This window comes from Bacillus cereus group sp. Sample62 (assembly GCF_036851315.1).
GTDB classification, from domain to species: Bacteria; Bacillota; Bacilli; order Bacillales; family Bacillaceae_G; genus Bacillus_A; species Bacillus_A wiedmannii.
Genome location: NZ_JAFLPK010000001.1, coordinates 839,244 through 853,032 on the forward strand (window position 1 = coordinate 839,244; position 13,789 = coordinate 853,032).

The following is a 13,789-nucleotide window of genomic DNA, read 5'->3' on the forward strand; positions in this document are numbered from 1 at the left end:
AAAGTAATAGAGAAGTAAGATTTGTTGAAATATAGCCAAGAAGAAATGAGTAGGTTTACTTCTTTCTTCTATATAATAAAGAAGAAATTTACGGATAAAGGAGAGAGCATAATGAATCATACATCATTCCGAGCAATCGTTGTGAACGAAACAGAAAGTAAGCAGTTTGTAAGAAACGTTGTAGAGAGAGAAGTAAGTAGTTTACCTGAGGGAGACGTATTAATACAGGTTCATTATTCTTCATTAAATTATAAAGATGCTCTTTCAGCCACGGGTAATAAAGGTGTTACGAGAACATATCCTCATACGCCAGGGATTGATGCAGCAGGAGTGGTTGTGAGTAGTGCAGATGAAACCATTAAGGTAGGAGACCAAGTTATTGTAACGGGATATGATTTAGGTATGAATACTTCTGGTGGTTTCGGAGAGTATATTCGCGTGCCAGCATCTTGGATCATCCCTTTACCAGAGGGAATGTCATTAAAGGAAAGTATGATGTACGGGACAGCAGGTTTTACAGCTGCTTTATCAGTATATAAGCTTATTGGAGCAGGTATAACGCCTAGTATGGGAGATGTTTTAGTAACGGGTGCAACAGGCGGCGTAGGGAGTGTAGCTGTTAGTATTTTAAGTAAGCTAGGATTTAACGTAGTAGGAGCGACAGGGAAAATGGAAGAAGAAGAGATGCTACTACGTCTAGGAGCGAAACAAGTGATTCATCGTACGGAGTTGAATGATGAATCAGGAAGACCAATGTTAAAAGGGATATACGCCGGGGTTATCGATACTGTAGGTGGACATATGCTAGAAACCGCTTTAAAAACGGTAAAGTATGGTGGTTGTGTAACGACGTGCGGTAATGTGGCAGGACAAGAATTGCAAACAACGGTATATCCGTTTATTTTGCGAGGCATAAGCCTTTTAGGAATCGATTCTGTGCAATGCCCAGTGGATGTGAGAAGAGATGTGTGGACGCTTTTAGCAAGTGAATGGGAAAATAAAGAGCTACTATCTTATACAGAAGAATGTACATTAGAAGAGTTAGATGAAAAGTTTATACTTATATTGCAAGGAAAGTTAAAAGGAAGAACTGTTGTAAATATGAAATAAGAAAAGAGACGCTTAAGTTAGCGTCTCTTTTCTTATTATAATGATTGTTTTAAATTGATTTTACCTTGTTCACCTAAAACACCATCAGCAATATTTACAGCGTGATCACCGATACGCTCTAAGTTACTTACCATATCAACGAAGATGATACTTGCATCACCTGAACAGCTACGTTCGTTTAGACGTAATACGTGACGTTTACGAAGAACACGTTCCATTTGGTCGATTTTACGTTCTTTTGCAATAACCGTTTGTGCTAGTTCAGTATCGAAGTTTGTTAAAGCTTCAACTGCGTCTTGTAATGTTGAAATTGTTAATTCAAGCATTTCATTTAGTTCAGCTAGTGCTTCGTCTGATAGGGAAACACGGTTTGAAATTTGGAAATCTACAAGTTCTACAAGATTTTCTACATGATCACCAACACGTTCAATATCTCCAACAACACCTGCTAAAACGGAATGTTTTTCAGAGTCTGAAGGTGAAAGCGGCTTTTCCGATAGTAAAACTAAATACTCGGTAATTTTTTTATCTAAATTGTTAATAGCTCCTTCTAATTGAGTAGCCATGTTTTCATGCTTTTTGTCTTGTGTATTTAAATATTGATTGGCTTCTTTTAAGCCGTGTAATGAAAATTCAGCCATACGCACAACCTCTTTTTGAGCTTCAGTTAAAGCAATAGCTGGAGATTGCTCAATAAAGATTGGATTTAAATGTTGCGGTTTGAAGTTAATAGATGAATCTTCACCACGAATGATTTTTGTTACGATCCATGCTAATACTGCAATAAATGGGAACTGAATGATTGTATTCGTTACATTAAATGTTCCATGTGCAAATGCAATTGTCATTTCTGGATTTAAGTTTAATGACGTTTGGAAATATTGGATTAAACTTGTAAATGGTACTAATAAAATTGTAAAGATAATGGTACCGATAATATTAAAGATAACGTGAACTAATGCTGCACGTCTTGCGGCAATTGAAGTACCGATTGCTGCTAATACTGCTGTAATTGTTGTACCGATGTTATCACCGAACAATACAGGAAGAGAAGCTTGTAAATCAATAGCACCTTGACCGAATAGTTCTTGTAAAATACCGATTGTTGCGCTTGAGCTTTGTACAATTAAAGTGAACACTGTACCGACAATAATTCCTAAAATTGGATTGTCACTCATGCTAACCATTAACTCTTGGAATGACTCTAAAGAGCGAAGAGGTTTCATACCTGCGCTCATTAATTCTAAACCGAAGAATAACATACCAAAACCGAATACAACTTGACCTACAGAATGTACTTTTTTATTTTTAAAGAAGAATAGTAAAATCGCTCCAACTGCCATAACTGGGAGCGCATATTCTCCGATTTTAATTCCGATAATAAATGCAGTAACTGTCGTTCCGATGTTCGCACCCATAATAACACCGATTGCTTGTCTTAATGTCATAAATCCGGCACTTACAAGTCCGACTGTTAAAGCGGTTGTTCCTGAACTTGATTGGATTAATACAGTAACTAACATACCTGCTAGTACACCCATAAGTGGGTTTGTTGTAAAGCGATCTAAAATATCGCGAAGACGATCTCCAGCTGCTTGTTGCAGTCCATCGCCCATGTATTTAATACCAAATAAGAAAATACCTAATCCACCAACGAACTGGAAGATCATATCTTGAACATTATATTCCACGCATTCCACTCCTTAAATTTCATGTACGCTGTAATTATTAACTAAACCTTGAGGCACTGTAAACGGTTTGCTAGTAAAATTTACACTAACTTTACAAAGGGGCAAAAAGTTTACAATTCTTTAAAGAAACACCTGTGTTTTATTAGTTTTTATCTTGTATAAATCTTAATTTTGTAAATAAATCACACTTTTTAGAATAGTATTGTTCAGGTGGATATGAAGGAAAGCGTCTGCGAGTTCATCGTATATTTTTTGATGAAAGTTAAAAAAATATGTAGGGAGATGAGTATATTAATTTATTTCTCGTTACTCATCCCGTTTGTGTGCATAAAAAAAGCTACTGAATTATCCAGCAGCTTTTTCTCTGTTTTTATCTCCATGCTTTTGCTTTCTTATACTTGTGATGTAAATGAACAGGAAAGCAATAAGTAATAGAGAGGAATAGCGATATACAGTTGCATAGTTGGTAAAGTGTGCAATGAACCCAAATATAATTGCGCCAGCACCAATTCCGAGGTCAAATGCTGAGAAAAATGTAGCTGTTGCGACTCCTCGTCGGTGTGGTGCTACTCGGTCAATCATCCATGCTTGCAGTGCAGGTTGAATCGCTCCAAATCCACTTCCGTAGCATGCTGCTGCAATAATTAAACTCGGAATGGTAGTTGTATACGACAGTAAAATAATACCTGTAAACGTAATAATAACTCCTGGAATAATAACGAATGCATGGCCTTTCGCATCGTATAACTTTCCAGAAAACGGACGAGTAACAGCGATTGCAAGTGCATTAAATAAGAAGAAGAGGCTTATATCAGCAATTCCGACTTCCGTAGCAAATAATGTAATAAAGCTCCCGATTCCGCCGTACATTAATGTAATACATAATATTAATAATGAAGGAAGTAAAGCTTTGCGCTCAATAAATCCATCGAGAAAAGTACCAGATGTTTGCTGTGGTGGTTGCGGTGATTTTTTGATTTGAAGTAGTTTCGTTAATATTAATGAAACAATTGTACATGAAAGTGCACATAAAAAAAGAATCGTGAAGTTATATGTTTGCATAAGCCAAAGTCCGATAAGTGGACCGAGCGCCATTGCAATCGTTCCAGAAAGTCCGAAATATCCCATGCCTTCACCGCGGCGAGCTTGCGGAATTAAATCTGAAACGACAGTTCCATATGTAGTCGTTGTAATACCAAAACCAGCTCCGTGTAAAATTCGCACGGCAAGCAATAGGAAAACAGTTGAAGCGAAAAGATAACTACCCATAGCGAGTAAACAAATAGCAGTACCGATCATTAAAATGATTTTTTTATTAAATTTTTGCAATGCATTTCCAGTTAGCGGTCTAACAAAAAGTGCAGCAACGGTAAACATACCGACAACCAATCCGATATTGGAACTTGTGCCACCAATTTCTTTTACATAAACAGGTAAAGTCGGAATTAACATTTGAAACCCTAAAAACATACATAAGTTTGCTAGAATTAGCGCAAAAAACTCTTTCGTCCATAACGGTTCTCGTTTTACGAGTATTGCTTCTCCCATATATTCATCCCCTATATAAAATTTTCTCTTTTCTTTCGAGTATATGTATTGGTCAATGTAACAGTCAAGGAAGGTGCCTTGAAAACGTATAACAATTTTCGAGGTGGAAAAACTGACAAATTTGTGTAAAAGCTACACAACTATGAAAAAAAGTTGTAAAGTATAGATGTATAGACTTGTAGTTGTTATGAATGATAGAAATTGTTTTTTCTTTAAAGAAAGCGGATTCAAAAAGTAGTGAATGAGAAGGGGATATATACTTTTTCACTACATATATTTGAAAAGGTTTACAAAACAACGAAGAAAGAGGCGTGTACATATGAGACGATTAGGTATTTCTATTTATCCAGAACATTCAACGGTAGAGAAAGATAAGGAATATTTAACATTAGCAAGTAAATACGGATTTACTCGTGTATTCACATGCTTATTGTCTGTAGATGGAGAAAAAGAGAAAATTATAGAAGAGTTTAAAGAGACAGTCTCTCATGCAAATGCATTATGGTTCCAAGTATTAGTTGATATTAGTCCGTCTGTCTTTACACAATTAGGTATTTCATATAATGATTTATCGTTCTTCCATGAGTTAGGAGCGTACGGCATTCGTTTAGATGTCGGTTTCTCTGGTTTAGAAGAATCGATTATGACTTACAATCCATACGGCTTAAAAATTGAAATTAATATGAGTAACGGTACGAAATATGTAGATAACATTATGAGCCATAGACCAAACCGTGAAAATTTAATTGGTTGCCATAATTTTTATCCGCATCGTTATTCAGGATTATCATACGATCATTTCATTAAATGCTCGAAACAATTTAAAGATTACGGTATGAGAACGGCTGCGTTTATTTCATCCTTTGATGCAACGTACGGACCTTGGCCAGTAACAGAAGGCTTATGTACGTTAGAGCAGCATCGTGAATTACCGATGACAACACAAGCGAAGCATTTATTTGCGACAGAATTAATTGATGATGTTATTATTGCGAACGCGTATGCATCAGAAAAAGAATTACAAGCACTAGGTGCATTAAATAAAGAGAAACAAACATTTGATATAGGATTATATGATACAACAACAGAACTAGAAAAAATTATCGTATTAGACGAGCCTCATTTTTACCGCGGAGATGTATCTGAATATATGATTCGTTCGACACAAAGTCGTGTGAAATATAAGAAAGAAGAGTTCAAACCGCATAATACACGTGAAATTAAACGCGGTGATCTTTTAATTGATAATGAACAGTATGGTCAATATAAAGGTGAATTACAAATTGCTTTAAAAGATATGGTGAATACAGGAAAAACAAATGTAGTTGGCCGAATTGTGGAAGAAGAAATTTTCTTATTAGATTATTTACAAGCATGGGATAAATTCGGATTTACATTAAAGAAATAGATAAAATGAAAAAGGAAAAAACTACTGACCTCAGCAGCTTTTTCCTTTTTATATATATATTGTGAGAGGAAGAGCTATGACAAAAGTGCATCAGCGATTAATTTCTATTTTAGAGGAGTTTTTAGAAGAGAAATCGATGTTAAATCGAGCTTTTTTAGCGAGCCGTTTACATGTATCAACGAAGACGATTCAAAAAGATATAAAATTATTAAATGATATATTGGAAGAAAACGGGGCGAAAATTGAATCGCAAAGAGGGACTGGATACGAACTAGAAATTATACAAACGAAGAAGTTTGAAGAGTTTTGCGTGGGGCTATTTCAAAAACAGACGGAGAAGATCCCAACTTCTTATGAAGAAAGGATAGCGTACATTCTGCAACGTATTGTAACGACAGAGGGGTATGTGAAGCTTTCACAGTTAGCAGAAGAGATTTATGTGAGTAAATCGACTGTGAATTTAATTATGAAAGATGTTACAGATATATGTGGTCGCTATCAATTACAAATCGAAAAGAGACCGTATTATGGTATACGTATTGTGGGAGAGGAGTTTCATATTCGTTCTTGTTTATCACAATATGGCTTACCGCGTTATGATCATACTCCGTTTCATGAGCAATTTGAACAGAGGGATACATATTTATCGTTACCTCATATACCGCTTATCCGTTCGGTTATATTAAAGTATATCGAGGGAGGAACGATATATTTATCAGATATTGAAATTGATAATTTAGTCATTCATATTGCAATTGCATTAAGGCGTTGTGAAGATCAACATTATATGAAAGGACTAAATGCGGAGCAATCAGAACTTATCATAAAGAAAGAATATACAATTGCGAAACAGATTGTAGGGGATTTAGAGAAAGAGTTGCATCTTTCATTTCCAGAAGAAGAAGTTTTATATGTGACGATGCATTTATTAAGTACTGCTGTTACAGCGAAAGATCGTTATGAAAATGTGGAAGAGCTATTAGGGAAAGATCTATATGCATTTATGCAACATATTCTTTTTAAAGTAGCGGAAGAACGGAATCTTATTTTTTATTATGATGAAGAATTATTATTTGGTTTTGGTGTTCATTTAAAAACGTTATTAAACCGTTTGAAGTATAAGTTAAATACGAGAAATCCTCTATTGGCAGAAGTGAAAAAGAATTATCCGTATGCTTTTGAAATTGCGGTTCTCGTAGGAGATATAATTGGTGAATATACGGGAGAATCGATTCCGGAAAGTGAAATTGGTTATATTGCGATTCACTTTGGCGGAGCGATGAGTCGTTTACAGGAACAGAATCAAAAGAAAAGATGTTTACTAGTTTGTGCGACTGGTCAAGGAAGCGCTCAGCTATTGAAATATAAAATTCTATCACAGTTTCGAGATAAATTAGAGATTGTAGGGATTACAGGTTATTATCAATTGAAAGTGGAAGACCTTTATAAAGATAAAATAGATTGTATTATTAGTACGATTCATATACCGAGTGGTTTGCCTGTGCCTGTTATAAAAGTGAACTCAATATTTGATGATAAAGAGATTAAGTCAATCGGTCAGCAGTTGTTTACGCATGTGAATACTAGTGTGCAGCAGTATATAAAGGAAGATTTAATCTTTTTAAATCATAGAGCTTCTACGAAGGAAGAGGTTATTCAGTTTTTATGTGAGAAAGCTGCTGAGAAAAACTATGTACCAGAAAACTTTTATAATTCTGTTATGGAAAGAGAAAATACATCTCCGACAGCGGTTGGGAATTTAGTTGCGATTCCTCATCCGATGCAGTTATTAAGTGAGAAAACATTTTTGATGTTTTGTACACTTGATAAGTCCGTTGACTGGGGAGATAAAAAAGTACAAGTTATTATTTTATTTAGTGTAAAACGTAATAATAATGAAGATTTACAGCGGCTTTATGATTTTTTATATGATATTATGTCTAGTCAGCATACGATAGAGAAATTAACTCAGGCTGGAATGGTTGAAGAATTTCAAGAGATTTTACTATCGTTTTGAAAAAGTATATAAAAACTTCCGTTACACAACGGAAGTTTTTTATGTTTAATTGTATGCGTTTTCATAATAAGATAAACATATAGAAAAAAGATAGCTTGGGGGAATTTAAAATGACTGATATGCAAACTCCATTTGCGTTAATTTTACATGGTGGCAATGCGAGAAGCGCGGCGCTTGAAGCAATTGCTTTTGCAAGACAAGGAGATTTTGAGAATGCGAGTGAAAAGATGACACTTGCTAGTGAAGAGATTTCAGCAGCTCATCGCATTCAAACAGACTTAATTCAAGAAGAAGCAAGAGGAAATCATGCAGAAATCAGTTTACTGTTAGTGCATGCACAAGATCATTTAATGAATGCAATTACAGTGAAAGAACTTGCTGAAGAATTTATCACTCTTCATAAACGAGTAGAAGAGAAAGTGACAGTATAAGATGTACATTTTATTATGTTGTGCAGCGGGCATGTCAACGAGTATGGTTGTAAGAAAAATGCAAGAAGAGGTAAAGAAACAAGGAAAGGATTATAAAATTAAAGCAGTTGATTCAGAACTTGTGAAACTGGAGATAAAAAATGCTGATGTAGTTTTAATTGGACCACAAGTGAAGTATTTGTTTCCAACTGTACAGTTTCTTGCGAATTCATATGATATACCGGTTGCAATAATAGAACAACGAGATTATGGCATGTGTGACGGTTTAAAAGTATTGAAACAAGCAGAACAATTAGTTTTAGCATAATTATATTTTTTTTTAATATAAACATTATAATGTTATAACTTTTGTCCTTACGTAGTAAAGAGAAAGAGGAGGGGTATTGATGAATGGTTTTATGAGTTTTATGGAACAAAAGATTATGCCAACAACGCAAAAGATTGCAGGACAACGACATTTATTAGCAATTCGAAACGGAGTTATTTCTACATTGCCGTTAACGATTGTCGGATCATTTTTCGTTATCTTTTTAAATTTACCAATTGATGCATATATGGAATGGATTGCACCATTTCGCCATATTTTAGATATTCCATTCCGGTTTACAGTAGGTTTAATGGCGTTATACGCAGCATTTGGGGTAGGAGCTTCACTCGCAAACTTTTATCAGCTCAATCAGTTAAGTGCAGGGTTGTTATCTGTACTCGCCTTTTTACTAGCATCAGTTGAACCAATTCAAATTACGAAAGCTGTACCAGGTGTTATTGATGCGGGAAGATATATTTCAGTAGGAACATTAAGTGCAACGTCTTTATTCGGCGCAATTGTTACAGCATTAATTGCAGTAGAAATTTATCACTTTATGATTAAGCACAATATCTCGATTAAATTACCAGACAGTGTACCACCAGCAGTTGCAAACTCGTTTGCAGCATTAATTCCAACTTTAGTCGTTATTCTTTTATTCTGGGGTATTCGTTACGGTTTAAAATTCGATGTAAATACAACAATCACGTATTTAATTGCACCACTAAAATCAGTATTAGTAGGAAATAATTTATTCGGCGGTTTATTAACAGTATTCTTAATCGTGTTCTTCTGGTCATTCGGTATACATGGCCCAGCCATTTTAGGACCAATTATTCGTCCGATGTGGGATTCAGCAATTCTTGAAAATATGGAAGTATTCACAGCTACAGGAAATGCACATCAATTACCAAACTTATTTACAGAGCAATTTATTCAATGGTTCGTATGGATCGGTGGATCAGGCTCAACATTAGCTTTAGTTATTATGTTTATGTTCTCTAAATCTAAGTTCCTAAAAGAATTGGGTAGATTATCATTCGTACCAGGTTTATTCAATATTAACGAACCAATTATTTTTGGAGCACCGATTGTAATGAACCCAATCTTAATTATTCCATTCGTTATTACACCGTTAGTGACAACGACAGTATCATATTTCGCAGTTGTTTCAGGCATGATTCCGCTCATGATGGCGAAACTGCCATTTACGATGTTAGCACCAATTGCAGCGATTATTAGCACGGACTGGACAATTATGGCTGGTGTACTTGTACTTATTAACTTTGTTATCTCATTCGTTATTTACTACCCATTCTTCAAAATGTATGAGAAACAACAAGTAGCAGGAGAGGAGAAAACAGAATGCTCGGAGCAATTATCATCTTAATTACATTCGTAGCGGGGCAGTGTATTGCACATTATTCAAAATGGGTACAAAGTAAATCTTTATTAGTGTTACTACTCGTATCAATTGTATTTATCGGTAGTTCAATGGGTGCATATGTAATGCTAAGCTTACAATCACCGTACGTAATTATTGTACCAACGATTTTATGTGCCACATGTTTATCTGCAAAATATAGATTTACGAGCATGGCATTAATACAACGTGTGAAGGAGATGCAAAAGCATGGAGCGTAAATTAGGAATTTCACTTTATCCAGAGCATTCAACGAAAGAAAAAGATATGGCATACATTTCGGCAGCAGCACGCCACGGTTTTTCAAGAATATTCACATGTCTATTATCTGTGAATCGTCCGAAAGAAGAAATTGTAGCTGAATTTAAAGAAATTATTAATCATGCAAAAGATAACAATATGGAAGTTATTTTAGATGTAGCTCCGGCAGTATTTGATCAGCTCGGTATTAGCTATAGCGATCTGTCATTCTTTGCAGAGTTAGGTGCAGACGGTATTCGTTTAGATCTAGGATTTGATGGATTAACAGAAGCGAAAATGACGAATAATCCGTACGGCTTAAAAATTGAGCTAAACGTAAGTAACGATATTGCATACTTAGAAAATATTCTTTCGCACCAGGCGAATAAACCAGCTTTAATTGGTTGTCATAATTTCTATCCGCAAAAATTTACTGGTCTTCCGTATGATTATTTCATTCGCTGTAGTGAACGCTTTAAAAAGCATGGCATTCGCACGGCAGCATTTATTACGTCACATGCAGCCGACATTGGTCCATGGGATATTAATGACGGATTATGTACGTTAGAACAACATCGTAACTTACCAATTGAAGTACAAGCGAAACATTTATGGGCAACGGGGCTAATTGATGATGTTATTATCGGAAATGCTTATGCGAGTGAAGAAGAGTTAGAGAAACTAGGAAACTTAAATCGTTACATGTTACAGCTGAAAGTACAATTTGTAGACGAAGCGACTGAAGTAGAGAAAAAAGCAACACTGCAAGAATTACACGTAAGACGCGGCGACATAACAGAATATATGGTACGTTCTACAGAAGTACGTAAAAAGTACAAAGACTATGACTTCCCAGTGCGCGAAAGTGTACGACAGGAAAGAGGGCAAGTTGTAATAGGTAACAACTCATTTGGTAAGTATAAAGGTGAACTGCAAATCATTCTAAAAGAAATGCCGATAGATGAACGGAAAAATATTGTCGGTACAATTGCAGAAGAAGAGTTATTCTTACTAGATTATGTAGGAGCTTGGACACAGTTTACTTGTGTGGAATAGGGAAGGAGAGGATGCTATGGCATCCTCTTTTTTCTGTTGAAATAGTAATCTATCGTATATAGAATGCAAAGAGATAGATTTAATTTGGACGGGAGAGAAGGAGATGGAAGAGTATATAGATGATTTATTAAAGCGGATGGATGATGAAGAAGTAGGTATTCGGCAATGTGCGTATGAAGAAGCAAAAGAGCTAAATGACCTGTTAATTTTTCCTTATTTACAGCAGAAGATAATCAAAGCAAAAAAGGTATCTATGAAGAAAAATATTTATTATTTAATGACGAAACTCGCTATTAATACGAAAGAAATTTGTATTGCAGATTATCTTATAGATTGTTTGGAATGTGAACAAAGTCCGACTCTGTTAAGTGAATTGCTTAATAATATTTATAGGTTGCCAGAAGTAAGTGATACAAATAAAATTATTCCTTATATTTATCATAAAAACGATTCTGTTCGTTTTTGGGCCGTTTCTTCCTTAAAGTTATGTAAATCATTAGAAGCGGAAAGTTCTTTGCTAAAGTTGCTTGATACTCTAGAAAATAAAGATGAGATTACAAATGTTTGTTATACTTTGCTTGAGATTGGAACAAAGCAAGCAATTCTGCCGTTAACAAAGCTTTTATATAGTGATAGTGCTTATGTTCGTTCAATCGTTATTGAGGTGCTAGCAAAAGTAGGGGGATCGGACTTACAAATAGTTTATATAGAAGCTTTACAGGATACAAATGTAATGGTGAAATATGAAGCTGTGCGAGCTATTTATGCAAATGGAGATGAAATGGCAATTAAGCCAATTTGCGAACGTGTAACGAAAGTTGTTTCTAGAAGACGTAAAAATGAAGTAGAGCTTACTGATGAATCAGAGGTTATTATTGCTCTTTGTTTTTTACATAAGTTTGTTGATCATGAAGAAGTTTTAAAGACATTTGATAAAGTGTACAAAAAACGTGGGAATTTGTTTATGGCGGAGAGGAAGTGGCTTCGAGACAATATTGCTTACTTTCAAGAGAAAGAAATATTGTAAGAATCATAAAAAAAGAGTCAGCCTCAATGAGACTGACTCTTTTTTATATGGTAATTAGTTTAATACTTTAACTGTAACTGTTTTACGTCCCCAGCTACTTGATGTACCTTTATCAGGCATTAAAACGTCGATTTTATTTCCTTTAATAGCTCCACCAGTATCACCAGCGATTGCTACTCCGTAACCTTCAACCCATACTTTTGAACCTAATGGAATGACACTTGGGTCAACTGCAATAAGTTTCATGTTTGGATTAGCTGTTAAGTTGTGACCTAAAGCTGATTTTACTTGGTCGCCTGCTTTATAACCATTTTCAAGTGGATCTGCTGTGTAAGCCGTTGCTACAACACGTAACTCACGAGAAGATGATGGTGCACTTGTTTCAGTTTCTTTTGCAACAGGTTGTTGTGTAGCTGGTTTTTGAGCTTTAGCCGCTTCACGAGCTTTAGCTGCCTCTTGAGCTTTAGCCGCTGCTTGAGCTTCAGCTGCTTCTTGAGCTTTAGCTGCTTCACGAGCTTTAGCTGCCTCTTGAGCTTTAGCCGCTGCTTGAGCTTCAGCTGCTTCTTGAGCTTTAGCTGCTTCACGAGCTTTAGCTGCTTCTTGAGCTTTAACTTCTGCTTGAGCTTCAGCTTCTGCCTGAGCTTTAGCTGCTTCACGAGCTTTAGCCGCTTCTTGAGCTTTAACTTCTGCTTGAGCCTCAGCTACTTCACGAGCTTTAGTTGCCTCTTGAGCCTTAGCTTTTGCTTGCGTTTCAGCTACTTCACGAGCTTTAGTTGCTTCCACTGCTTTAGCTGTATCTTGAACTTTAGTTGTTTTTTCTACTTTAACTGCTGGCTGAACTTTAACTGGAGCTTTACCTGTTAAGTAAGGAACATGAACATAAGCTGTTTTTCCGTTATATTCAAATTGAATCCAGTCATTTTGTACTTGGTGTGTTGTTTCAATTACATCATCTTGTTTTAATTTACCAAGAATTTCTGAGTCTGTGTTTGCACCAGCACGTACGTTTAATACGTTTGCTGTTACGTAGTAAGTGTCTTTTGTATAGTCGGCGCTAATGAAAGCTTCTTTACCACTATTCAATTTCACTTTTGACCATCCGTTTTCTGTATGTAAAACGTTAACTTTATATCCATCTAATAACTTGCCGACAACTTGTGATTCAGTAGTTGGGTTTTCTCGTACGTTTAGTACGTCAGTTGTTACAATCGTTTCTGCTTTAGCAGATGTTGTGAAAATCCCAAGACCAAAAACCGCTGCTGTTGCTATACCCATAAATTTTTTCATAATAGCCTCCATTGCATTTGTTTTCGTTGACCTCATTATAGCAACCATTATTTTCTTATTTGCGGAAAACACAAAACTACAAAGCATTCGTAATGGGTCATTAATATTCTGTAATAATTCCAGTAATATCCTAAAAGCGTTTTCTTATAGTTGTTAGGGGAGGTTAGAGCATGTGATACATAAAAATGAGAGTATTTCAATTTCTAATAGGTTAATAATGTTTCTGTAGTGTTACATAAGTTTT

General features: G+C 35.5%; 12 protein-coding genes. 9 read left to right on the plus strand and 3 right to left on the minus strand.

Features of this window, described 5'->3' with window-relative positions:
* Nucleotides 1-111 precede the first annotated feature (111 nt).
* Complete coding sequence (locus J0835_RS04295) at nucleotides 112-1,110, plus strand: YhdH/YhfP family quinone oxidoreductase (RefSeq protein WP_001016994.1); 999 nt, start codon at nucleotides 112-114, stop codon at nucleotides 1,108-1,110.
* A gap of 35 nt (nucleotides 1,111-1,145) precedes the next feature.
* Here J0835_RS04295 and J0835_RS04300 read toward each other — a convergent pair whose 3' ends face one another.
* On the minus strand, nucleotides 1,146-2,801 hold the full coding sequence (locus J0835_RS04300; protein ID WP_087979528.1) for a Na/Pi cotransporter family protein: 1,656 nt from the start codon (nucleotides 2,799-2,801) through the stop codon (nucleotides 1,146-1,148).
* A 345-nt stretch (nucleotides 2,802-3,146) separates the two neighbouring features.
* On the minus strand, nucleotides 3,147-4,349 hold the full coding sequence (locus J0835_RS04305; protein WP_087979529.1) for an MFS transporter: 1,203 nt from the start codon (nucleotides 4,347-4,349) through the stop codon (nucleotides 3,147-3,149).
* Nucleotides 4,350-4,668: 319 nt separating this feature from the next.
* Here J0835_RS04305 and J0835_RS04310 point away from each other — a divergent pair, with 319 nt between their 5' ends.
* The 8 genes from J0835_RS04310 to J0835_RS04345 all read left to right on the plus strand — a co-directional run bounded on the left by J0835_RS04310 (nucleotide 4,669) and on the right by J0835_RS04345 (nucleotide 12,258).
* Nucleotides 4,669-5,757, plus strand: coding sequence for a DUF871 domain-containing protein (locus J0835_RS04310; protein WP_333728060.1), 1,089 nt, complete (start codon nucleotides 4,669-4,671; stop codon nucleotides 5,755-5,757).
* A 76-nt stretch (nucleotides 5,758-5,833) separates the two neighbouring features.
* The gene (locus J0835_RS04315; protein WP_087979530.1) at nucleotides 5,834-7,774 is read left to right on the plus strand and encodes a BglG family transcription antiterminator; all 1,941 of its coding nucleotides are present in this window, start codon (nucleotides 5,834-5,836) and stop codon (nucleotides 7,772-7,774) included.
* Between the two features lie 110 nt (nucleotides 7,775-7,884).
* Nucleotides 7,885-8,205, plus strand: a complete 321-nt coding sequence (locus tag J0835_RS04320) for a PTS lactose/cellobiose transporter subunit IIA (RefSeq protein WP_000131328.1) — start codon at nucleotides 7,885-7,887, stop codon at nucleotides 8,203-8,205.
* A 1-nt stretch (nucleotide 8,206) separates the two neighbouring features.
* Nucleotides 8,207-8,512, plus strand: coding sequence for a PTS sugar transporter subunit IIB (locus tag J0835_RS04325; protein WP_087979531.1), 306 nt, complete (start codon nucleotides 8,207-8,209; stop codon nucleotides 8,510-8,512).
* A gap of 79 nt (nucleotides 8,513-8,591) precedes the next feature.
* The gene (locus J0835_RS04330) at nucleotides 8,592-9,902 is read left to right on the plus strand and encodes a PTS sugar transporter subunit IIC (protein ID WP_001013047.1); all 1,311 of its coding nucleotides are present in this window, start codon (nucleotides 8,592-8,594) and stop codon (nucleotides 9,900-9,902) included.
* The gene (locus J0835_RS04335; protein ID WP_000900037.1) at nucleotides 9,878-10,156 is read left to right on the plus strand and encodes a hypothetical protein; all 279 of its coding nucleotides are present in this window, start codon (nucleotides 9,878-9,880) and stop codon (nucleotides 10,154-10,156) included. Before J0835_RS04330 ends, J0835_RS04335 begins: the two co-directional genes overlap by 25 nt.
* A complete protein-coding gene (locus J0835_RS04340; protein WP_087979532.1) occupies nucleotides 10,146-11,231 on the plus strand; it encodes a DUF871 domain-containing protein in 1,086 nt (361 codons plus the stop codon). The genes J0835_RS04335 and J0835_RS04340 overlap by 11 nt, the downstream gene beginning before the upstream one ends.
* Before the next feature lie 103 nt (nucleotides 11,232-11,334).
* Nucleotides 11,335-12,258 (plus strand): HEAT repeat domain-containing protein, encoded by a 924-nt coding sequence (locus J0835_RS04345; protein WP_087979533.1) that lies wholly within the window; start codon nucleotides 11,335-11,337, stop codon nucleotides 12,256-12,258.
* 54 nt (nucleotides 12,259-12,312) lie between these two features.
* On the opposite strand, the gene entC is transcribed toward J0835_RS04345, so the two are convergent.
* Nucleotides 12,313-13,668: a cell wall-binding protein EntC gene (entC, locus tag J0835_RS04350; protein WP_144537693.1), complete on the minus strand. Its 1,356-nt coding sequence runs from the start codon at nucleotides 13,666-13,668 to the stop codon at nucleotides 12,313-12,315.
* Nucleotides 13,669-13,789 lie beyond the last annotated feature (121 nt).

What these genes read in the sequence shown, in the direction of transcription:
- J0835_RS04310 (WP_333728060.1), top strand. Translation starts at nt 4,669, where the DNA reads ATGAGACGATTAGGTATTTCTATTTATCCAGAACATTCAACGGTAGAG.
- J0835_RS04330 (WP_001013047.1), top strand. Translation starts at nt 8,592, where the DNA reads ATGAATGGTTTTATGAGTTTTATGGAACAAAAGATTATGCCAACAACG.
- J0835_RS04340 (WP_087979532.1), top strand. Translation starts at nt 10,146, where the DNA reads ATGGAGCGTAAATTAGGAATTTCACTTTATCCAGAGCATTCAACGAAA.
- J0835_RS04335 (WP_000900037.1), top strand. Translation starts at nt 9,878, where the DNA reads ATGCTCGGAGCAATTATCATCTTAATTACATTCGTAGCGGGGCAGTGT.
- J0835_RS04345 (WP_087979533.1), top strand. Translation starts at nt 11,335, where the DNA reads ATGGAAGAGTATATAGATGATTTATTAAAGCGGATGGATGATGAAGAA.
- J0835_RS04320 (WP_000131328.1), top strand. Translation starts at nt 7,885, where the DNA reads ATGACTGATATGCAAACTCCATTTGCGTTAATTTTACATGGTGGCAAT.
- J0835_RS04325 (WP_087979531.1), top strand. Translation starts at nt 8,207, where the DNA reads ATGTACATTTTATTATGTTGTGCAGCGGGCATGTCAACGAGTATGGTT.
- J0835_RS04305 (WP_087979529.1), bottom strand. Translation starts at nt 4,349, where the DNA reads ATGGGAGAAGCAATACTCGTAAAACGAGAACCGTTATGGACGAAAGAG.
- J0835_RS04315 (WP_087979530.1), top strand. Translation starts at nt 5,834, where the DNA reads ATGACAAAAGTGCATCAGCGATTAATTTCTATTTTAGAGGAGTTTTTA.
- J0835_RS04295 (WP_001016994.1), top strand. Translation starts at nt 112, where the DNA reads ATGAATCATACATCATTCCGAGCAATCGTTGTGAACGAAACAGAAAGT.